Here is a 20725-nt window from a genome sequence, read left to right as displayed (position 1 = left end):
GCCGCACCCGCCAGCACGCCACCCGGCGGCCGATCGGCTCGTCAGCGCTGGTCACGTAACCACCGCCGGTCCGGCACCGCCCGGGTGGTCTCCTCCACCGGTACGCGCTCCGCCTCCGCCAGGTCGAGCAGCCGCTTCCGGGCGGCCTCCCGCTCGGCCGCCTCGGCCTGCTCACCCCGACTCTGTGCCGTCTCATCGCTCTGGCCCCGCATGCCGCCTCCATCGAGCCGTTGCTGTCATCAGATATTCCGAAGCGTGGATGCCCGGCGGCCGAAGCGCGACGGGCATCCACGCCGGCGAGGACGGCCCAACAGCGCCAACCGAGGGGGGCGACCTCCTCCAACAACCTCCCATAGGTACCGTTGGGTAGTCAAGGGCTGGCAGAGGTGGTCTACTCGTGTTGCCAACCGAGGGGAACACAGTGCCACCGCGTTACCGCTATGAGCAGATCGCCGACGACCTCGCCAAGCGCATCACGTCGGGAGAGTTCCCGCCAGGCGCGAAGCTGCCCAGCAGGCGGGAACTCATCGAGCATTACGGGGTCACCGAGCCGGTGATCGACCGCGCGATGCAGGTGTTACGGATCAAGGGCATGACCGAGACGCTTCCCGGCGTGGGCGTGTTCGTCGCGGAATAGCGCCCAGCTCGCCGTGCCGGCTCGATCATCCTCGGCCAGAACACAGACATACGGAAGAGCTTGGGGTGGCTGTCGCGGTAGGCGAGCTCCTCGTCGTGGACTGGGCACCGTCCGCAGAACAGAGGCCACGCGCGATTATCAGCTTCACGTTCGACTGCGGGACCATCACCAGCCTCGACGGCCTGAACTTGTCTGGGCAAGAGTTGGAAGACGTCGGCTTCTTCTCAGACCAGGAGGCCGAGCAGCGTCTTCCCGGCAACGTCGCTCCACGAGTCCACGCGGCGATATGCGCCCGGGCCCAACACGCCCCGGTGTACATGACCGGCGGTGCTTCCGCCCGGTCGTGACCGGCGCCTGGGCACCACGTCACGCGTGACCGCTCGCCTAGAGTCAGCGGATGTATTTCGTGTGCCGGTGGCGGGAGGAGTCGCCGTTCAGCAAGCGGGTCGTCGCCACGCCCGACTCGACCGTGCTCGGCTGGTTCGCCGCCCATTGGGACCCCCGTACGAGGCTGGGCCGCCGAGCGGCTCTGCCTGTCGCTCACGCGGTAACTCGCGGCGCTCGACGACGCGGACTGCGAATAGCCGGAGTACTGGCAGATTGAGCTGCAGATGTGCTTCGACGACGCACCGGACTTGACCGATCTCGAAGAGTTGCCGATCCAGAACTCCGACTTCACCCTCGTCCCTGCTGGTCCGGAGCGGACCGCCGAACTCGCCAGGGTACGAGCTGAGATGAGCGTTACCCACCACTCCGCGCCGTACTGCGCGCAACCCCGGTGAGCAGCAAACTGCCCACCGGCGGCATTCAGATCAGATAAAGAACGAACTGTCAACAAACGGCTCAGAATTGGGTTAGGCCACGCGGGGACCGGAACTGCAAGGGCATTGAGATTGTCATCTCTACCGACAGAGTTCCTGGTTGACGAGGAGAGCCGGTTCTATACTTGCCGCCGGAATGCACTCCGGCCCATCCGGGTCGAGGGGGACAACCAGTACAAGGATTTGCGTATGCGCCGGAATTCTGCTCTGCACAACGGCGCTGCCGGCGCCCACCGAGCCGCGATCGCCGAGGAACAGGAGTTTCTCGATGTGGCCACGGCCCGGCGCGACAGGCTGGCCGACCACCTGCAGGCCGAGCTCTCCTCAGACGCCCTGGACGCGTTGGAGCGGGCCCGGCAGCGCATGCTCCGCCAGCAGTACGAAGAGCTGCGGCGAGCACGGGAAGGGCTTGTCTTCGGCCGCCTCGACGGCCTCGATGGCACCGTGCGACACGTGGGCCGGGTCGGTCTCCGCACCGACGGCGAGGACAGTGAGCCACTGCTGGTGGACTGGCGCGCTCCCGCAGCGCGGCCGTTCTACACCGCGACGGCTGTCGACCCACAAGGTCAGGCACGGCGCCGTCACGTACACACGGCGGGATCGGTCGTCGTCGGCGTGGACGACGAGCCGCTGGACGGCACCATGACGGCGGAACTCGTCGGTGAAGGCGCTCTACTGGCCGCCCTCGACCAGCGGCGCACCGGCCACATGTCGACGGCGATCTCCACGCTGCAACGCGAACAGGACGACATCATCCGGGCCGAGGCGACCGGCCCGCTGATCGTTCAGGGCGGTCCCGGCACCGGCAAGACCGTCGTCGCTCTGCACCGCGTCGCCTATCTGCTGTTCGCCCACCGAAAGATGGCCGACCAAGCGGTCCTGGTCCTCGGCCCCTCGCCGCGGTTCCTCCAGTACATCGCCCAGGTGCTGCCCGCGCTCGGTGAGACCGCCGTCGTGTCGGCGACCTGCGACACTCTGCTGACCGAGATCCGCGTGGGCCGCGACGAGGGCAGGCTTCTCGCCGAAATCAAGGGCCGCGCCCTCTGGCAACCCGCGCTCGAAAACTACGTCACGTCGCTGCTCCCCCGGCCCCGCGAGCTGAAGCTGCGCTGGGAGGGCGAGTTCTACGTCATCGCAGCCGCAGCAGTGGCACAGGCGCTTGCCTCGGCGGTGCAGGGACGTCCGTACCACCGCGCCCGCGCGGCGTTCGCCGAGCAGCTGCACCACCTCCTTGCCGAGGCCGTCGTCGAGCAGCGCGAGGCGCTGATGAACGAGATGGAGGAGGGCTTCGAGGACATCCTCGCCCGCTTCGACAGGGGCATGAAGCACGACCAACCCTTCGGCAGGACGTCCACCGGCAGCGACGTCGACGGATTACTCTCCGAGGAGGAGATCGAGCAACTCCGTTCTCGCATCGCCGAGAACGCCACCATCGCCCGATTCATCGAGACATGGTGGCCCACCCTCGACGCCGAGCACCTGCTGCGCGATCTCCTGACCGACCGCACCCTGCTGGCCCGGTTCGCCCCGCAGTTGTCCCCGGAGGAGATCACCGCCGTCTCGGCGGAGCCCGCCCCGTGGGCATCGAGCGACATCCCCCTGCTCGATGCCCTCGCCGACCTGCTGGGTGAGGTCGAAGCCCCGCAACCACAGGGCGAGTTCGTCGCCGACCGCGCTCGCCGGCAGCGCGGCTGGGTGTACGGCCACGTCGTCATCGACGAGGCGCAAGAGCTGTCCGAGATGCAGTGGCAGATGGTCCTACGGCGCTGTCCCAGTCGCTCCATCACCGCGGTCGGCGACATCGACCAGGCGGAGGCAGCGCACCGGCACACCAGCTGGGCACAGGCGGTGCGGGCTGCTTTCGGAGACCGCTGGACCGCTGCGGAACTGACCATCTGCTACCGGACCCCGCGCGAGGTCATGGACCTCACCGACTCGGTGCTGAAGAAGGCAGGCAGCCACAACGCGCCGCCCCGGGCGGTACGCTCCTCCGGCATCGCCCCCTGGGAGCTCAGGATCACGCCCGCCGAGCTTGCCGACGCCGCCGTCCAAGCTGTGCGGGAGCTGCAGCAGCGGTGGTACGGCGGCATGGTCGGGGTGATCGCCCCCGCCGACCGCATCGCCGAACTCCTAGCCATGCTGAGCGACGTGCCGGTGCTCACCGCGACCCAGTCCAAGGGATTGGAATGGGACGCGACGCTACTCATCGACCCCCAGGGCATCGCTGCTGAACCGCGCGGCTGGAACGGTCTCTACGTCGCGCTCACCCGATGCACCCAGGAACTCGGGCAGTTGATGCTCACCTAGCAATCGCCACGCCCGTGGAAAACACACTGACCGGTCCGCAGCCGCCCGCCGGTCAGGACGGCCGGCCGCCGAACTCCCAGTTGTGCACCTCGATGTCGGCGTACCGGTCCGAGGTCAGCAATGCGCGCGCGTCGTCCGGATCCGACGCCCGCACCAGCGCCGCCGTGCCCAGCCAGGTGACGCCGTCGTCGGAGAGCAACGGACCAGCAGACGGGTCATGCCCACTCGCCCCTTTGCTCTGCTGCCGTCACCGCAACACCAGCACGAAGCCGCCTTATGGCACGGGCCAGCATGAACGGACGGCAGGAAACGCCGCGCGCCGCGCACGTTGCACAGGGGGCAGCAGAGCAAAGGAGCCGATACAGGTATCACCAGCAGATCGGCGACGACGCCAACGCCCACCCCGTCCGTCAAACCGGTCAAACCCAGCACGTCACCGATCCCTCCCCCCGACAGCCCTCGTCGGCGACGGTTGCCTCACCCGGTCCCGCGCCAACTGTCAGGCCCGGGGAAGGTCGGCTCCACGAGAGAGTGGTTCGGATCTGTGGATCTCGGCCAGGGTGTCCGCGAGCGTGGCGACAACCACGTCGAAACCCGCCTCGAAACCCGCCTCGAAACCCGCGTTTCCACGGATGACCTCCACGGCGAACGCGGACGGGTCCGCCTGCCTTCTTGCCCCTCTCCCCGGGGGAGAGCCGGCAGTGGGTGCATGGAAACAGTTGACAGGAACGGTCGCCCGCCGGCTCATCCTGCGGGGTCGACCGCTGCGGTCGGTCGCGACCGACAGCGGGCTCTACGACCAGCCGCACCTGGTCCGCCACTTCAAGCGGATCCTCGGCGTCGGCCCGGCCGCCTTCGCCCGCGAAACCGGCGCGGCTCTCGCAGCGTCACGGCCCATGACGTCGTACGTCGGCCGTACGCTCCCGGCATGACGAAGAGTGAGAAGCGCACCCTTGCCGCGCCCGGCGTCGACCTGGTCTACGACGTCCGCGACCCGCTCTCCGCGTCCGCCGGGCACCGCACGTTGCTCATGATCGGCCAGCCGATGACCGCGGAGGGCTTCGGCTCGCTCGCCGAGCACTTCACCGACCGCACGGTCGTCACCTACGACCCCCGCGGCCTGGGCCGCAGCGTCCGCACCGATGGCCGGACGGACCACACGCCACAGACCCAGGCGGGCGACCTGCACCTGCTGATCGAGGCGCTAGGCACCGGCCCGGTCGACGTCTTCGCCAGCAGCGGCGGCGCGGTGACCGCGCTCGAACTGGTCGCATCCCACCCCGGCGACGTCGGCACGCTGGTGGCACACGAGCCGCCCATCAACACCGTGCTCCCCGACGCCGCCGCCGCTGACCGAGCCCGGGCCGCCTTCCACGAGGCGTACCAGGCGAAGGGCACTGGCGCCGGAATGGCCGCGTTCATCGCGATGACGTCCTGGCAGGGCGAGTTCACCGACGCCTACTTCGCCCAGCCCGCGCCCGACCCGGCGGCGTTCGGTATGCCGACCGACGACGACGGCACCCGCGACGACCCGCTGCTGTCGAAGGCTTCCTGGGCGATCATCGACTACCGCCCCGACGCGCAGTTGCTCACCGCGGCACCGACGCGGATCGTGATCGCCGTCGGCGAGGAGTCGGCGGGGACGTACACCGCACGTACGGCCGTCGCCACCGCCGCGCTGCTCGGTCAGGAGGCCACGGTGTTCCCCAGCCACCACGGCGGCTTCCTCGGCGGCGACTTCGGCTACGCGGGCAAGCCCGCCGAGTTCGCGGCGCGGCTGCGCGACGTGCTGGACGCCGGCTGACGGGCGCGGGCCTTCGCGGTGTCCGGGTTGGGGCTCCATGAACGTCTGCTGTTTTTGGAGAACTCGCCCGGAGTGTCGTCTCACAAATCAGCAAACGATCACGCGGTGACGCCTGGCAGGCCCTACAGCGCCACGATTGCCGCCGTCTCCGCCGGCAGTTCGATCCGGTCCCGGGTCACCGTGACCCCCTCCCCCGTTGCCAGCAGCACCCGGCGCGCCATCCCCGGCAACGTGATCCGCTGCGGCTTGGCCGCCAGGTTCGCGACCACCAGCGTCTCCCCCCGCCGCATCACCAGGAACTGGTCCCCGTGCCGGACGTCGACCCGGTCCAGCCGAGGATCGGACAGGTCGGCCCGGCTCTTGCGCAGCGCGATGAGCCGCCGGTGGAACTCGTACATCTCGCGGTGTTCGGGTTTGTCCAGCTCGGCCCAATCGAGCCGGGAGCGGGCGAAGGTCTGCCGGTCCTGCGGATCGGGAACATCATCAGAGGTCCACCCGTGCGCCGCGAACTCCCGCCTACGGCCGGTGGCCACGGCCGTCGCCAACTCCGGCTCGGGGTGGCTCGTGAAGAACTGCCACGGGGTGCTGGCCGCCCACTCCTCCCCCATGAACAGCATCGGGGTGAAAGGGGCGGTGAACAGCAGCGTCGCGCCGACCCGGAGCAGGGAAGGGGACAGCGACGCCGAGAGCCGGTCGCCGGTGGCCCGGTTGCCGATCTGGTCGTGGTTCTGCAGGGTAGGCCACGAACCGGTGGCCCGGGGTGCGCCGCCGGTCCACGGGCCGCCCGTGGCTGCGGTTGCGGAAGCTGGACCAGGTGCCGGCGTGGAAGAAGCCGCCGGTGAGCACGTCGGTGAGGCAGTCGAGGGAGCCGAAGTCACCGTAGTAGCCCTGTCGCTCCCCGGTGAGCAGGGTGTGCAGGGCGTGGTGGGCGTCGTCGTTCCACTGGGCGTGCAGGCCGAAGCCGCCGGCCTCCCGGGGGGTGATCAGCCGGGGGTCGTTGAGGTCGGACTCGGCGATCAGCGACAGCGGCCGGCCCAGGTGGGTGGCCAGCGAATCGACCTCGACTGCCACCTCCTCCAGGAACGGGGTGGCCCGCGAGTCGGGCATGGCGTGGACGGCGTCGAGTCGCAGCCCGTCGACGTGGTAGTCGCCCAGCCACATCAGCACGCTGTCGACGATGTAGCGGCGCACCCCGTCGGAGTGTGGGCCGTCGAGGTTGACGGTCCGGCCCCAGGTGTTGTCCTGCTCGGTGAGGTACGGCGCGAACATCGGCGCGTAGGCCCCGGAGGGCCCGAAATGGTTGTAGACGACGTCGAGGATCACCCCCAGCCCCTTGGCGTGGGCGGCGTCGACCAGCCGTTTCAGGCCGTCCGGCCCGCCGTACGGCTGGTGCGGGGCGTACCAGCAGACCCCGTCGTACCCCCAGTTGTGCTCGCCGTTGAAGGCTTTGACGGGCAGCAGCTCGATCATGTCGACGCCGAGGTCGACGAGGTGGTCGAGGCGGCCGATGGCCGCGTCGAAGGTGCCCTCGGGGGTGAACGTGCCGACGTGCAACTCGTACAGGACGCTGCCGGGCAGTTGCCGGCCCGTCCAGGCGTGGTCGGTCCACTCGAACGCCGCGTGGTCGTAGCGCCGGCTCGGGCCGTGCACCCCCGCCGGCTGCCAGGCCGACCGGGGGTCGGGCAGGGCCCGCTCGTCGTCGTCGAGCAGGTAGGCGTAGTCGGTGCCGGGGCCTGCGGCGGGCACCTCGACCCGCCACCAGCCGTCGGGGCCGACGCGCATCTCGTGGTCGGCGGCGCCGGGCAGGCGCAGCCGGACCCGGCCCGCCTCCGGCGCCCACACCGTGAACTCGGTCATGACACACCCTCCACGGACTCGATGGTGGGAGCCAGCAGCGCGACGGGGCAGGCTGCCAGCAGATCGGCCAGCGGAGTCTCCCCGCCACTGTAGACCCGGCCCGTGAACAGGTCCGTCACCTCGTGAACGGGAAGTGACAGGCTGGTGTCGCCCCAGCCGCCGGCGCGGGCCAGCCCGAACGGCAGCCGGGTGGCGACCGCGATCGCACCGCCCCGGTCGAAGGCGACGGCGTGCCCGGCGGCGGGACCCTGGGCGGCCAGCGGGCGGTAGCCGGTGAACAGCCCCGGGCGGTCGCGGCGCAGCCGCAGGGTCCGCGAGACCACGAGCAGCTTCGCCGCCCCGTCGGCGTCCACCGGCGGGAGCCAGCCGCCGTCGAGGCGGGCCAGCAGGTCCCGGCGTACGGCGAAGTCGACCGGGCGGCGGTTGTCCGGGTCGACCAGGGAGTTGTCCCACAGCTCGGTGCCCTGGTAGGTGTCGGGCACCCCGGGCATGGCGAGCTGGACGAGCTTCTGCCCGAGCGAGTTGGACCAGCCGGCCGGGGTGATCTCGGCGGCGAACGCGGTCAACTCGGCGTGCAGCTCCGGGTCGTCGTACATCCGGTCGACCACGGCGTGCATGGCGTGCTCGAAGGCGGGGTCGGGGTCGGCCCAGCTCGTGGCGACCGACGCCTCCCGGGCGGCCTTCTCGGCGTACGCGTGCAGTCGCTCCCGCTCGATCGGCCACGCCCCGACGGCGGTCTGCCAGAGCAGGTGGGCGAACGCCGGGTCGGGCAGCGGCGCGGCGACCGTCCAGCGGGTGACCAGCTCGGCCCAGCGCTCGGGCAGCTCGGACAGCACCGCGAGCCGGGCCCGGACATCCTCGCCCCGCTTCGTGTCGTGAGTGGACAGGGTGGTCATCGCCGCCGGCCAGCGGGACTGCCGGGCGGCTACGAACCGGTGGAACTCGGCCGGCGGGGTGCCGAAGTGGGCGGGGCTGCCGCCGACCTCGTTGAGGGCGACGAAGCGGCTCCACCGGTAGTAGGCGGTGTCCTCGACGCCCTTGGCCATCACCGCGCCGGAGAGCTGCGGGAACCGCTGCCCCAGCTCGTCGTCGGGGTCGCGCAGCCGGCGGGTGACCGCGTCGAGGGCGGCGGTCAGGTCGGGGCGGCGTCGGCCCGCCTCGGCGCGGGCGGCGGCCAGGTGCCGGGCGCCGTGCGGCGGGTAGCCCCGGTAGACCGGGAAGCACGCGGCCAGCTCCGCCAGGGCCGCCCGGGCGTCGTCGGCGTCCAGTTCGGGGGCGAGCGCGGCGAGCCGGGTCAGCTCGGCGGCGAGCAGCCGGGTGGCGGCCTCCAGCTTGGTGTCGTGGATGAGGTCCGGCCAGGAGGTGTGGTGCCCGGTCAGCCGGGTGTCCAGGGCGGTGAGGTCGCCCTCCGTGCCCGGGTCGACGAAGAGCCCGCAGACTGCGGTGAGGGCGTCGTAGCCGGTGGTGCCGTCCACCGGCCAGTCGGGCAGCTCCTCGCCGTACTCGAGGATCTTCTCCACCAGCAGCCACGCGTCCGGCGCGGCGGCGCGCAGCCGGGCCAGGTAGCCGGCGGGGTCGCGCAGCCCGTCGGGGTGGTCGACCCGGATGCCGTCGACCTCGCCGGCCGCCGCCCAGCGCAGCACCTCCGCGTGGGTGGCGGCGAACACCTCCGGGTCCTCCACCCGCAGGCCGGCCAGGTCGGACACGGCGAAGAACCGGCGGTACGTCAGCTCGCGGTCCCCGCGCCGCCAGGAGACCAGCTCGTAGTGCTGCCGGTCGTGCACCTCGCGGGCGGTCCCTTCGCCGATCCCTTCGCCGGTTCCCTCGGCGGTGCCGTCGGCGATCGGGAAGCGGTGCTCGTGGAAGCGCAGCTCCCCGTCGACGATCTTCAGGTCGTCGAGGGCGTCCGGGGCGTCGGCGAGCACCGGCAGCAGCAGCCGGCCGCGGTCCCAGTCGATGTCGAACCAGCACGCGTACGCCGAGGCGCGGCCCCGGCGCAGCACGTCCCACCAGGCGGGGTTGGCCGCAGGCTGGGCCACCCCGGCGTGGTTGGGCACGATGTCGACGACCAGGCCGAGCCCGGCGGCACGCAGCGCCCGGACCAGCCGCACCCGGCCGGCCTCGCCGCCCAGCTCGGGGTTGACCGCCCGGTGGTCGACCACGTCGTAGCCGTGCGCGGAGCCGGGGGTGGCGGTGAGCAGGGGCGCGCTGTAGAGGTGGGTGACGCCGAGGTCGGCCAGGTAGCCGGCAAGGCCGGCGGTGGCGTCGAGGTCGAACCCGGGGCGCACCTGCACCCGGTAGGTCGCACCGGAACGTGGGCCGTCGGGCATGGTCAGACCGTCCTCTCCAGGACCACCAGGGAACGGTCCGGGACGCAGATGGTGCCGCCCGCCTCGACGAGGGTCGGCTTCTCCGGTTCCGGTTCCGCGGTGCTGATCACCAGCTCCCACCGCTGGCCGAACTCCTCCCCGGGGAGGGTGAAGCCCAGCGCGGCGTCGTGGGCGTTGAAGCAGAGCAGGAACGAGGTGTCCCGGTGGCGCTGGCCGTACGGGCCGCGCTCGGGGATGCCGTCGCCGTTGACGAACAGGGCCACCGAGCGCCCGAAGTCGTTGCCCCAGTCCTCGCCGGTCATCTCCCGGCCGTCGGGGGTGTACCAGGCCAGGTCGGGCAGGCCCGAGTCGGCGGCCCGGCCGCCCACCGGCAGGCCGGTGAAGAACCGGCGGCGGCGGAACACCTGGTGGCGGCGGCGGAACTCGACCAGCCGCCGGACGAAGCCCAGCAGCGCCTCGTCGGCGCCGTCCCAGTCGACCCAGGCCAGCTCGCTGTCCTGGCAGTACGCGTTGTTGTTGCCGTGCTGGGTGCGGCCCAGCTCGTCGCCGTGGCCGATCATCGGCACGCCCTGGGAGAGGAGCAGGGTGGCCAGGAAGTTCCGCCGCTGCCGCTGGCGCAGGGCCAGCACGCCCGGGTCATCGGTCTCCCCCTCGACGCCGCAGTTCCAGGACCGGTTGTGGCCCTCGCCGTCGCGGTTGGACTCGCCGTTGGCCTCGTTGTGCTTGTCGTTGTACGACACCAGGTCGTTGAGGGTGAACCCGTCGTGGCAGGTGACGAAGTTGATGCTGTGGAACGGGCGGCGGCCGTCGTCCTGGTACAGGTCGGCGGAGCCGGAGATCCGGGAGGCGAACTCGGCGAGGGTGGCCGGCTCACCGCGCCAGAAGTCCCGCACCGTGTCGCGGTACTTGCCGTTCCACTCGGTCCACACCGGCGGGAAGTTGCCCACCTGGTAGCCGCCGGGGCCGACGTCCCACGGCTCGGCGATCAGCTTCACCTGGCTGACCACCGGGTCCTGCTGGACCACCTCGAAGAAGGTGGACAGGCGGTCGACCTCGTAGAACTCCCGGGCCAGGGTGGCCGCGAGGTCGAACCGGAAGCCGTCGACGTGCATCTCGGTCACCCAGTAGCGCAGCGAGTCCATGATCAGTTGGAGCGAGTGGGGGCTGCGCACGTTGAGGCTGTTGCCGGTGCCGGTGTAGTCGACGAAGTACCGCCGATCCTCCTCCGAGAGCCGGTAGTAGCTGGGGTTGTCCACGCCCTTGAAGCTCAGCGACGGGCCGAGGTGGTTGCCCTCGGCCGTGTGGTTGTAGACCACGTCGAGGATGACCTCGATGCCGGCGGCGTGCAGCGCCCTGACCATGCCCCGGAACTCCTGCACCTGCTGGCCGAGGTGGCCCAGCGCGGAGTAGCCGTGGTGCGGGGCGAAGAAGCCGATGGTGTTGTAGCCCCAGTAGTTGCGCATCCCCAGGTCGGCCAGCCGGTGGTCGTGGACGAACTGGTGCACCGGCATCAGCTCGACGGCGGTGATCCCGAGCTGCTGGAAGTACTCGATCATGACCGGGGAGGCGATCGCCGCGTACGTGCCGCGCAGCTCGTCCGGGACGCCGGGGTGGCGCATGGTCAGCCCGCGCACGTGGGCCTCGTAGATCACCGAGTGGTGGTACGGGGTGCGCGGCGGCCGGTCGTTGCCCCAGTCGAAGTACGGGTTCACCACCACCGACTTGGGCATGAACGGCGCCGAGTCGGTCTCGGACATCCGGTCCGGGTCGCCCAGCTCGTAGTCGTAGACGGCCGCGTTCCACTGCACGTCCCCGTCCACGGCCTTGGCGTACGGGTCGAGCAGGAGCTTGTGCGGGTTGCAGTGCAGCCCGTCTGCCGGGTCCCACGGGCCGTGGACCCGGTAGCCGTACCGCTGCCCCGGTTCGATGCCGGGGATGTACGCGTGCCAGACGTACGCGTCGACCTCGCGCAGCTCGACGCGGCGCTCCGCCCCGGTGTCCCACTCGTCGAACAGGCAGAGCTCGACCAGCTCGGCCACCTCCGAGAAGATCGCGAAGTTGGTACCCATCCCGTCGTAGGTCGCCCCCAGGGGGTACCGCTCGCCCGGCCAGACCTGCATGTCGCTCCTCAGCCCATGATTGTGAACGCCCCTACCGGGCGGCCCGGCGAGTGCGCACGCCGGTAGTGCCCCGCCGCCCGTCCACCCAATCCACCATTTCGTGCCGTAACCAAAATCCACCCTCCTGATACCGGCCGTCCGTTTGGGTGGCGTCCGTCACGTTGGGCCCTCTCGGGATGCGGTTCGGCCCCGGATGCCCTTTCCTTGATGCGGAGGCGTGCGCCCGCGCGCGCCACCACTCGGCCCTCGGCCACCCCCACCACTTTCCTCTTCGCCGCCACCGTTGCCGGCGCGTTCCACCATGCATGGACGGAGTTTGATGTGACGACCCTGCGGGCCGGCGAGCAGACCGCCACCGCCACGGACCGGACCTGCCGGCTCGTGCCCACCTCCCGGCCTTTGATCCCACAGTCCGCCGGGTCCGGGGTGCCCCCGCAGACCCGCCGCATCCTGATGCTGTCGTGGGAGTACCCGCCGGTGCTCGTCGGCGGCCTCGGCCGCCACGTCCACGCCCTCTCCGTCGCCCTCGCCACCGCCGGCCACGAAGTCACCGTCATCACCCGCCACACCCACGGCGCACCCCTCGAGGAATACGCCGACGGCGTCCGCATCCTCCGCGCCACCGAAGACCCCGTCACCTTCCCCCTCACCACCGGCAGCCTCCTCGCCTGGACCATGGCCTTCAACCACACCCTCACCCGCACCGCCCTACGCGCCACCGAATCCGGCACCTACGACCTCATCCACGCCCACGACTGGCTCGTCGCACACACCGCCATCACCCTCCGGGACCACCTCGACATCCCACTCGTCACCACCATCCACGCCACCGAAGCAGGCCGACACCAAGGCTGGCTCCCCGAAGAGATGAACCGCACCATCCACGGCGTCGAACACTGGATCAGCAGCGAATCCAACCGGGTGATCGCCTGCTCCGGATACATGCGCGACGAGGTCAACGCGCTGTTCGGCGTGCCCACGGGCCGGGTCGACGTGGTGCCCAACGGGGTGGAGCCGCACCGCTGGAAGGTGCCGGCCTCGGCGGTCGCCTCGGCCCGGGCCCGGTTCGCCGGGGACGGCCCGCTGGTCACCTTCGCCGGCCGGCTGGTGTACGAGAAGGGCGTGCAGCACCTGCTCGCCGGGCTGCCCCGGCTGCGCGAGCGGCACCCCGGGCTGCGCGCGGTCATCGTCGGCGACGGGCCGTACAAGTCGGCCCTGGAGGCCGAGGTGCACCGGCTCGGCCTCGGCGGCGTGGTGAGCATGCCGGGCTTCCTCGGCGGCACCGACCTGCCCGCCGTGATGGCCGCCTCGGACTGCTTCGCGGTGCCGAGCATCTACGAGCCGTTCGGCATGGTGGCCCTGGAGGGGGCCGCGGCCGGGGCGCCCCTGGCCGTCGCCGCGACCGGCGGGCTCGCCGAGATCATCGAGCCGGGCGTCACCGGGATGACCTTCGCCCCGCAGGACCCGGACGGGCTGACCGAGGCGGTGCACGCCCTGCTGTCCGACCGGGAGCGCGCCCGGGTACTGGCCCGCCGGGCCCGTGCCATGGTGCACGAGCAGTACGGCTGGGCGGCCATCGCGTCCCGCACCGCCACCACGTACGCGGCGGCGATCGCCAAGGCCCCGGCGTTCACCGCGGAGCGCGCCGAGCGCCGGATGACCGAGGGCCGCTCCCCGGCCCACATCGCCGAGGGCAACCTCCTAACCGCCGCCGGCCTCCGCTAACCCACCCACCCGCCCCGCCCCGCCCTGCCCTGCCCTGCCCTGCCCTGCCCTGCCCTGCCCCGTCGATCTTGCACTTTCGGCCCCTGGTTTGTCCGGACTGTCGAATATGTCGGGGCCGCCAGTGCAAGATCGGCGGAAGGGGCGGGTCGGGGCGGGGGTGCGGAGACGGGAGACGGGCCGCCGACCCCGGTGGGGGTGGGCGGCCCGTCTTTGTCGGGGAGCCGGCGGGTCAGCGCTCCGTGAGGGGGGCGTAGTCCCGCTCGGGGGACCCGGTGTAGAGCTGCCGGGGGCGGCCGATCTTGGTCTCCGGGTCGTTGATCATCTCGCGCCACTGGGCGATCCAGCCGGGGAGCCGGCCGAGGGCGAAGAGCACGGTGAACATCTTCGTCGGGAAGCCCATGGCCTTGTAGATCAGGCCGGTGTAGAAGTCCACGTTCGGGTAGAGCCGGCGGGACACGAAGAAGTCGTCGGCGAGGGCGATCTCCTCCAGCTTCATCGCGATGTCCAGCAGCGGGTCCGGCTTGGCCATCCGGCCGAGCACGTCCTGGGCGGCCTTCTTCACGATGGCGGCGCGCGGGTCGTAGTTCTTGTAGACCCGGTGGCCGAAGCCCATCAGCTTCACGCCGTCCTGCTTGTCCTTCACCTTGCGGACGAAGGACTGCACGTCGCCGCCGTCGGTCTGGATCTTCTTCAGCATCTCCAGCACGGCCTGGTTGGCCCCGCCGTGCAGCGGCCCGAAGAGCGCGTTAACCCCGGCCGAGACCGAGGCGAAAAGGTTGGCGTTGCTGGAGCCGACCAGCCGCACGGTCGACGTGGAGCAGTTCTGCTCGTGGTCGGCGTGCAGGATGAACAGCATGTCCAGGACCTTGGACATGACCGGGTCGACCTCGTACGGCTCCGCCGGCACGCCGAACGTCATCCGCAGGAAGTTGTCCACGTAGCCGAGCGAGTTGTCCGGGTACAGCAGCGGCTGGCCGATGGACTTCTTGTACGCGTACGAGGCGATGGTGGGGACCTTGGCCATCAGCCGGACCGTGGACATCTCGACGTGGTCGGAGTCGAACGGGTCCAGGCTGTCCTGGTAGAAGGTCGAGATGGCGCTGACGGCCGAGGAGAGCACTGCCATCGGGTGCGCGTCGCGAGGGAAGCCGTCGAAGAACCGGCGCATCTCCTCGTGCAGCAGCGAGTGCCGCCGGATCCGCTCGCTGAACTCGGTCAGCTCCTGCTGGCCGGGCAGCTCGCCGTAGATCAACAGGTAGGAGACCTCCAGGAAGGAGGACTTCTCGGCCAGCTGCTCGATCGGGTAGCCCCGGTACCGCAGGATGCCCGCGTCGCCGTCGATGTAGGTGATCTCGGAGGAGCAGGCTGCGGTGTTGACGAAACCGGGATCGTACGTGGTCATCCCGGTTTCCTTGAGAAGCTTGCTCACGCCGATGCCGGCGGGGCCCTCGACCGCCGAGTGCACCGGCATCGACAGCTGCCCACCGGGGTGATCGAGCTTGACTTCCGTCATGTGGTTCCTCGCTTCGCCGGCAGATCTACGTTGAAATTGCCTTCGCTTTTACCGTAAACACGGTTGCGGGAACACCGCTCGCCGTGGTTCGGCGGTGAGGTATGCGTCACCCGATTCCCGGCCCACAGGCGGGGAAACCCGGCGGGCGCGAGCCGGGCGACGAACCATGGCAAAGCGCCAAGAAGGGCCCACTGCCGCGCGTCACGCGTCGGCAGGGGCCCTTGCTACGGAGGGGCGAAACTCTCAGGAAACACTCAGTTGGAGCAGCTCGTCGCCGGGGCCGACCCGGTAGACGTCCAGCCGGTTGACGCCGGCCCGGAACAGCCGGTCGTCGGGGAGGAGGGCGGCGAACCGCCGCCCGCCGGCATCGGGCGGCACGACCGGGACGACCGCCCCGATCCGGCCGTTGACCGCGACGGCGAGCAGCGTGCCGTCGCGCACCGACGCACCGACGGTGCCCCAGACCAGGGCCGGCAGCTCGCCGGCGTCCGGGTCGACGGCGCGGAACGCGGCGAGGTCGGCGACCCGGGCGGTGCCGTCGGCAGGCCGCTGCCCCACTGCGGTGCCGACCAACGGGTGGGGTGGCGGCTGGGGCTGCGGCTCCGGCACTCCGCCGGGGATGCTGACCGGCTCGCCCGGCAGGTCGTAGAAGCGCTTGTCGGCGCGTTCGCGCGGGGCCTGCCGGGCGGAGCGCCCGTCGACCTGCCACGGAATCCGCACGTGCGCGTGGTCGGCGACCGTGGGCAGCAGGTCGACGTGCTCCCAGTTGCGGTCGTCGACCCGCCCGGCCCGCTGGCCGGGTTCCTTGACGAACGTCGGCACCCAGGCCACCTGCCCGGCCGCCGCGCGCACGGCGCTCATCCCGCGCCCCTGGAAGCCCTTGTCGAAGCTGACCCCGTGGTCGGCGGTGACCACCACGAGGGCCTTGTCGTACAGGCCGGTGGCGCGCAGGGTGCGCAGCGTCTCGCCGATCAGCCGGTCGGTGTACCCCAGCTGGGCGAGGTGCCGCTGCCGGGCCAGCTCGACCCAGCCCGCGCCGTCGTTGGGCAGGTCCTCCGGGGCGGCGTAGCGGGCCCCCGACGGCAGGAACACCCAGGGTGCGTGCGGCATCAGCAGATGCAGGAAGTGCAGGGTGGGCCGGCTGCTGGGGCGCAGCCCGGCCAGGAACGTGGTGAACCGGGCCGGCTGGTTGTCGTCGAGGCTGTCCCAGCGGAACTTCGGGTCGGCCGGGACCGGCTCGGCGGCGTCCAGCCCCGCCTCGGCGGCGGTCAACTCGCGGTACGACTCCTCGGGGGCGACCCGGCTGTCCACCGGGGCGGTCACCTGGCGCAGCAGCCGGCCGCTCTCCCGGACCAGGGTGCCGAGGCCCCGGCTGGGGCTGGCCGGCTGGGCGCAGCGGCTGGGCGGGCAGAGCCGGGTGATGCTCTCCTGCGCCCGGATGTCGTACAGGCCGCCGAGGGCGGTGAACAGGTTGTCCGGGTACTGCGAGTAGTGCGGGGCGACCGACCGGGCCGGGTACCGGCCGGTGAGCATGGCCGGCAGCGCGTACGGCGTCCAGCCGCTGACCCCGGTGGCGTTGCGGTACCAGGTGGAGCCGGCCGCCAGCTCGGCTAAGTGCGGGTAGCGGGCGGCGTCGATCCGGGCGTCGGGGCCGAGCAGGGAGACCAGCGGCAGCTCGTCGAGGACCAGCATGACCACCGGCGGGTGCTCCCCCGGGCCGGCCGCGCCGGCCGCGCCGGCATGGCCACCCGGCAGCACCACCGCCGAGGCCGGCGAGGCGAGCAGGAACAGCGCCACGAAGGCCGGCGGCCCCGCCGCGGCCACCCGCAGCGCCCACCCCGGGCCGCGCCACCGCCGGTGCGCGGCGGCCCCGGCCGCGCCCACCACCGCCGCGACCAGCAGCAGCGGTACGCCCCGCAGCGGCGTGCCGTGCCGGCCCGCCTGGACGGCGAGGGCGGCGAGCAGCAGGCCTACGGTCCCGGTGTGCACGGCGGTCCGGACGGCCCGCCCGGCCAGCCTGCTCGCCACGCCGAGCAGGGCCACCGGCAGCGTGGGGACCAGCGCGATCAGCGCCACCAGGGTCAGGATCTCGCCCCGGGTGGCCCGGTGGAACAGGAAGAAGTCGGGGCTGTGGCCCAGCACGTCCAGCATCGGCTGGGTGACCACCAGCCCGACCAGCGCCACCACCTCCAGCAGCGGGCCCCGCTCCGCCCGCCACCCGGCCGGCGGGGTGGGGCGGCCCGGGGCCGGGTCGGCGGCCCGGGAGGTCGGCGGCGCCGGCGCCGGGTCAGCCACCCACCACCGCCTGGTAGAGCGTCCGGGTGCCCGAGGGCAGCTCGACGCGCCGCTCGATCCGGCACCGGGCGGCCAGCAGCCGGACGAACTCGTCGGGCCGGTAGGCCGGGAAGAGGCCGGGCGGTCGGTTGGCCAGCAGCCGCCGGGCCATCGGGTCGTCCGGATGGACGAACTCGACCACCAGCCGGCCGCCGGGGGCGCAGGCGGCAACGAGCTGGTCGACGAGCTGGGCCAGCGGCACGTTGCGCCCGATTGCGAGGTGGTGCACGACGGCGAGGGCCAGCACCAGGTCGGCACGGGCCCGGGTGGCGAAGGCGGCCCGCTCCACGCCCCGCCAGCCGCCGCCGGGCGACGGGTCGGCCAGGTCCATCACCAGCGGCAGCACCCGCCGCTGGTCCTCCGCGCGCAGCGCCGCGTACAGGTCGTCGACCACGGCCGGGTCCTGCTCGACGGCGACGACGTAGCGGGCGTGCCGGGCGGCGATCCGGGCGTACCGGCCGTCGTTGGCGCCCAGGTCCAGCACCAGGCCGGGCGGCGGGCCAGCGGTCAGCGCCGCGGCGACGAAGCGTTCCTTGGCGGCCCGTTCCCCCGCCGAGTACGTGCAGGTGCGCTGGTAGTCGACCCAGTGGCTGCGGGCGCGGCGCGGGGCCAGCCGGTGGATCAGCTTCTCGATCCGGCGCACGGCGGCCAGGGCCAGTTCCCGGGAGTACCCGGCGGTGCGCAGTTGCGCCCGCACGTCGCTGGTGGTCGCGGTGGCGTGCCGCTGCTGCATCGCGGAGTGCAGGTGCACGTGGGTGGGGACGCCGGGCAGCAGCCGGCGGGCTCCGGTGAACAGCCGGCGCATCTGCTCCGGGGGGATGCCGTCGACCTGGGCGCGCAGCCAGGGCTGGAAGTCCACGCCGAGGTGCGCGGTGAGCAGCAGCGGGTAGAGCAGGGTCTGGCAGAACTGCCGGTAGCCGGCCCAGGGCTCGCCGTCGCGGGCCGGCTCGAATGAGCCGACGTCGATGAAGACCGGTCGGACGCCGTGCCACTGGAGGTTGTAGGCCGATCCGTCCTTTGTGGTGAAGCCGGCGGCCAGCGCCGCGCGCAGGACCTCCAGGTGCAGCAGCGCGGCGTCGCGCAGCATGCCGAACGACCACTCGTACGGGTGGGAGACGAACGGGATGCGCTCGTGGCGCAGGACCGCGGCCCACGGCTCTCCGTCGGGGGCGCGGAACCGGTCCGACGCGACGGGCTCGGTGCCGCAGACCTTGCCGGCGGCGAGCAGCGGCGGGAAGAACTCGCTGGCGGCCAGGGCACGCCAGTCCTCGGCCGCCCGCGCGTCGAGCCCGCGCAGCACCTCGCCATCGGCGTAGAAGACGCGGTTGGCCGGGTCGCGGAACGAGCCTGGCTCGGCCCGGACGCCCGTGTCGGGGGTGGTCATGCCGGCGGACCCGGCTCAGGAACGGTCGGTGTGCTGGCGGCGGAACCGGGCCGTCAGCCGGCGCCAGTAGAGCTTCGCGGCCACCGCCGCTCCGGCCACCCCTCCGACCACCGCCTGCACGATCAGGCTGCCGGAACCCGCGTCCAGGTAGGCCAGGTGCATCACGGGCCGCTCCTTCCCCTCGCCGTCTCGGAGTCAGCTTCCGGCCCGCCGCGCAGGGGGTTTTGTGCCGAAAGGCCGGACTTATCCTCATTGCCACCGTACGCGACGACCGACCGTGTCGCGGCCACACCGCCCACTCCGACCGCGTCCGTTCCGTTCCGTTCCGTTCAAGACGCGACACCCGGCCCCGCGTACGGTCGGCGGCATGACACCTCGCTTCGACCTCGTCGGCCTGACGGTCACCGACATGGCCCGGACCCTCGACTTCTACCGCCGCCTGGGCCTCGACGTCCCGGCCGGCGCGGAGGCCGAACCGCACGTGGAGTTCACGTTGGCCAGCGGCCTGCGGCTGGCCTGGGACACGGTGGAGACGATCCGCGGCTTCGACCCCGGCTGGGCGGCGCCGACCGGCGGCTCCCGGGTCAGCCTCGCGTTCCGCTGCGCCGACCCGGCCGAGGTCGACCGGTGCTGGGCCGAGCTCACCGGGGCCGGCTTCCACGGCCACCTGGCGCCGTGGGATGCGGTCTGGGGCCAGCGGTACGCGGTCCTGCACGACCCCGACGGCACGGCCGTCGACCTGTTCGCCCCGCTGCCGGTCGACTGACCCGGGGCCCGGACGGCCGGGCCGACGCCCGACGGCAGCCGCAGCCCCAGCCACCGCTCCCCCGGCACCGAACCGGTCGGGTGCGCCGTCCGGTCCGGCCCGGCGACCAGCAGCCCGGCGCGGCTGGACCAGAGCAGGTCGAGGCACCCGTCCGGCAGCACCCGGCCGGGGGGGCCGTCGCTCACGCTGGTCCACAGCACGGCGCCGCGCAGGGCCACCGGACGTTCCCGATACATCCGCCCCAGCCCGCCACACCCGTTAGCCTGCGCAAGTGCGTTGGACGGTGCTGGACGCCCCGCTGGATTCCTCCGGCCGGGGCCGGGGCGAGGAGCGCGGGGCCCGCGCGCTGCGGGCCGCCGGCCTGCTGCGGCGGCTCGGTGCCCGCGACGGCGGCGAGGTCCCGGCCCGGATCGACGACCCGCGCCGGGACCCGGCGACCGGGCTGATCGGCGCGGACCAGGTGCGCGCGGCCAGCCGGGCGATCGCCGACGCGGTGCGGGCCGTCCGCTCCGGCGGGGACCGTCCCCTGCTCCTCGGCGGCGACTGCACGATCCTGCTCGGCGTCTTCCTCGGCCTGCCCGCCGGCACCACCCTGTGGTTCCTGGACGGGCACGTCGACTTCTTCGACGGCTCCACGTCGGCCACCGGCGAGGGGGCCGACATGGAGCTGTCCGTCCTGACCGGGCACGGTCCCGACCTGTTCGGCCGGGCACTGGTCGATCCGGCGCTGGTGCGGGTGATCGGCCACCGCCCGCCCCGCGACGACGAGGCCCGCCGGGAGGCCGACCGGGTGGACCCGAGGATCGACCAGGTTCCCGCGGCCCTGCTGCGGCGGCGGGGCTTCGCGGCGGTCGCCCGGGAACTCGCCACCGAGGACGACACCCCGGCCTGGCTGCACCTCGACGTCGACGTGCTGGACCCCGGGGCCCTGCCCGCCGTCACCTACCCCGAGCCGGGCGGGCCCGACGGGGACGAGTTGCTGGCGTTGCTCGGCCCGCTGGCCAGCGCCGACCGGCTGATCGGGATGAGCGTCGCCGACCTCGACGCCGACGCGGACCCCGACGGGCGGCACGCCCGCCGCCTCGTCGAGCTCCTCGCCGCCGCGCTCAGTCCCTGACGGGTCGGGC

The 20725-nt window shown here is 72.3% G+C and carries 17 protein-coding genes and 1 pseudogene; 9 read left to right on the top strand and 9 right to left on the bottom strand.

Annotation, left to right across the window (positions count from 1 at the left end; all coding sequences use genetic code 11):
• Positions 1-41: 41 nt before the first annotated feature.
• Positions 42-212, bottom strand: coding sequence for a hypothetical protein (locus OG617_RS27510; RefSeq protein WP_405095845.1), 171 nt, complete (start codon positions 210-212; stop codon positions 42-44).
• 185 nt (positions 213-397) lie between these two features.
• On the opposite strand from OG617_RS27510, the gene OG617_RS27505 reads away from it, so the two are divergent.
• From OG617_RS27505 to OG617_RS27490, 4 genes are all read left to right on the top strand, one after another.
• Positions 398-637 carry a winged helix-turn-helix domain-containing protein gene (locus OG617_RS27505; RefSeq protein WP_405095844.1) on the top strand — a complete coding sequence of 80 codons (240 nt, stop codon included), beginning with the start codon at positions 398-400 and terminating at the stop codon, positions 635-637.
• A gap of 65 nt (positions 638-702) precedes the next feature.
• Positions 703-984: a hypothetical protein gene (locus OG617_RS27500; protein WP_405095843.1), complete on the top strand. Its 282-nt coding sequence runs from the start codon at positions 703-705 to the stop codon at positions 982-984.
• Positions 985-1272: 288 nt separating this feature from the next.
• Positions 1273-1419, top strand: a complete 147-nt coding sequence (locus OG617_RS27495) for a hypothetical protein (RefSeq protein WP_405095842.1) — start codon at positions 1273-1275, stop codon at positions 1417-1419.
• A gap of 228 nt (positions 1420-1647) precedes the next feature.
• Complete coding sequence (locus OG617_RS27490; protein WP_405095841.1) at positions 1648-3765, top strand: HelD family protein; 2118 nt, start codon at positions 1648-1650, stop codon at positions 3763-3765.
• Positions 3766-3817: 52 nt separating this feature from the next.
• On the opposite strand, the gene OG617_RS27485 is transcribed toward OG617_RS27490, so the two are convergent.
• The gene (locus tag OG617_RS27485) at positions 3818-3964 is read right to left on the bottom strand and encodes a hypothetical protein (RefSeq protein WP_405095840.1); all 147 of its coding nucleotides are present in this window, start codon (positions 3962-3964) and stop codon (positions 3818-3820) included.
• A gap of 520 nt (positions 3965-4484) precedes the next feature.
• On the opposite strand from OG617_RS27485, the gene OG617_RS27480 reads away from it, so the two are divergent.
• The gene (locus OG617_RS27480) at positions 4485-4697 is read left to right on the top strand and encodes a hypothetical protein (protein WP_405095839.1); all 213 of its coding nucleotides are present in this window, start codon (positions 4485-4487) and stop codon (positions 4695-4697) included.
• Positions 4694-5569: an alpha/beta fold hydrolase gene (locus OG617_RS27475; protein WP_405095838.1), complete on the top strand. Its 876-nt coding sequence runs from the start codon at positions 4694-4696 to the stop codon at positions 5567-5569. Before OG617_RS27480 ends, OG617_RS27475 begins: the two co-directional genes overlap by 4 nt.
• A gap of 122 nt (positions 5570-5691) precedes the next feature.
• Here the strand turns inward: OG617_RS27475 and treZ are convergent.
• The 3 genes and pseudogenes from treZ to glgX form a co-directional block, all read right to left on the bottom strand.
• Positions 5692-7426 (bottom strand): annotated as a pseudogene (gene treZ, locus OG617_RS27470) (malto-oligosyltrehalose trehalohydrolase).
• Entirely contained in the window at positions 7423-9756 is a 2334-nt protein-coding gene (treY, locus tag OG617_RS27465; protein ID WP_405095837.1) for a malto-oligosyltrehalose synthase, read from the bottom strand. Before treY ends, treZ begins: the two are co-directional and overlap by 4 nt.
• Before the next feature lie 2 nt (positions 9757-9758).
• A complete protein-coding gene (glgX, locus tag OG617_RS27460) occupies positions 9759-11876 on the bottom strand; it encodes a glycogen debranching protein GlgX (protein WP_405095836.1) in 2118 nt (705 codons plus the stop codon).
• Between the two features lie 321 nt (positions 11877-12197).
• Between glgX and OG617_RS27455 the strand changes: the two genes are divergently transcribed.
• Positions 12198-13601, top strand: a complete 1404-nt coding sequence (locus OG617_RS27455) for a glycosyltransferase family 4 protein (protein WP_405095834.1) — start codon at positions 12198-12200, stop codon at positions 13599-13601.
• Positions 13602-13830: 229 nt separating this feature from the next.
• Here OG617_RS27455 and OG617_RS27450 read toward each other — a convergent pair whose 3' ends face one another.
• The 4 genes from OG617_RS27450 to OG617_RS27435 all read right to left on the bottom strand — a co-directional run bounded on the left by OG617_RS27450 (position 13831) and on the right by OG617_RS27435 (position 18997).
• On the bottom strand, positions 13831-15114 hold the full coding sequence (locus OG617_RS27450; RefSeq protein ID WP_405095833.1) for a citrate synthase: 1284 nt from the start codon (positions 15112-15114) through the stop codon (positions 13831-13833).
• A gap of 243 nt (positions 15115-15357) precedes the next feature.
• Positions 15358-17409 carry a sulfatase-like hydrolase/transferase gene (locus OG617_RS27445; protein ID WP_405095832.1) on the bottom strand — a complete coding sequence of 684 codons (2052 nt, stop codon included), beginning with the start codon at positions 17407-17409 and terminating at the stop codon, positions 15358-15360.
• Positions 17402-18832, bottom strand: coding sequence for a class I SAM-dependent methyltransferase (locus OG617_RS27440; protein ID WP_405095831.1), 1431 nt, complete (start codon positions 18830-18832; stop codon positions 17402-17404). The genes OG617_RS27445 and OG617_RS27440 overlap by 8 nt, the downstream gene beginning before the upstream one ends.
• Before the next feature lie 15 nt (positions 18833-18847).
• Positions 18848-18997 (bottom strand): hypothetical protein, encoded by a 150-nt coding sequence (locus OG617_RS27435; RefSeq protein WP_350889158.1) that lies wholly within the window; start codon positions 18995-18997, stop codon positions 18848-18850.
• Between the two features lie 202 nt (positions 18998-19199).
• On the opposite strand from OG617_RS27435, the gene OG617_RS27430 reads away from it, so the two are divergent.
• Both OG617_RS27430 and OG617_RS27425 read left to right on the top strand, forming a co-directional pair.
• Positions 19200-19598 (top strand): VOC family protein, encoded by a 399-nt coding sequence (locus OG617_RS27430; protein ID WP_405095830.1) that lies wholly within the window; start codon positions 19200-19202, stop codon positions 19596-19598.
• Positions 19599-19869: 271 nt separating this feature from the next.
• On the top strand, positions 19870-20715 hold the full coding sequence (locus OG617_RS27425) for an arginase family protein (protein WP_405095829.1): 846 nt from the start codon (positions 19870-19872) through the stop codon (positions 20713-20715).
• The last annotated feature ends 10 nt before the right edge of the window (positions 20716-20725 follow it).

It is taken from the genome of Micromonospora sp. NBC_01412, assembly GCF_045040215.1.
Lineage (GTDB): Bacteria > Actinomycetota > Actinomycetes > Mycobacteriales > Micromonosporaceae > Micromonospora > Micromonospora rubida.
Note: the sequence above shows the minus strand (reverse complement) of the source record. Positions and strands in the feature narration are given on the sequence as shown.

Bases quoted from the DNA above. Each gene is read 5' to 3' on its own strand.
- glgX (WP_405095836.1), bottom strand. From the start codon at position 11,876: ATGCAGGTCTGGCCGGGCGAGCGGTACCCCCTGGGGGCGACCTACGAC.
- OG617_RS27475 (WP_405095838.1), top strand. From the start codon at position 4,694: ATGACGAAGAGTGAGAAGCGCACCCTTGCCGCGCCCGGCGTCGACCTG.
- OG617_RS27490 (WP_405095841.1), top strand. From the start codon at position 1,648: ATGCGCCGGAATTCTGCTCTGCACAACGGCGCTGCCGGCGCCCACCGA.
- OG617_RS27440 (WP_405095831.1), bottom strand. From the start codon at position 18,832: ATGACCACCCCCGACACGGGCGTCCGGGCCGAGCCAGGCTCGTTCCGC.
- OG617_RS27450 (WP_405095833.1), bottom strand. From the start codon at position 15,114: ATGACGGAAGTCAAGCTCGATCACCCCGGTGGGCAGCTGTCGATGCCG.
- OG617_RS27430 (WP_405095830.1), top strand. From the start codon at position 19,200: ATGACACCTCGCTTCGACCTCGTCGGCCTGACGGTCACCGACATGGCC.
- treY (WP_405095837.1), bottom strand. From the start codon at position 9,756: ATGCCCGACGGCCCACGTTCCGGTGCGACCTACCGGGTGCAGGTGCGC.
- OG617_RS27510 (WP_405095845.1), bottom strand. From the start codon at position 212: ATGCGGGGCCAGAGCGATGAGACGGCACAGAGTCGGGGTGAGCAGGCC.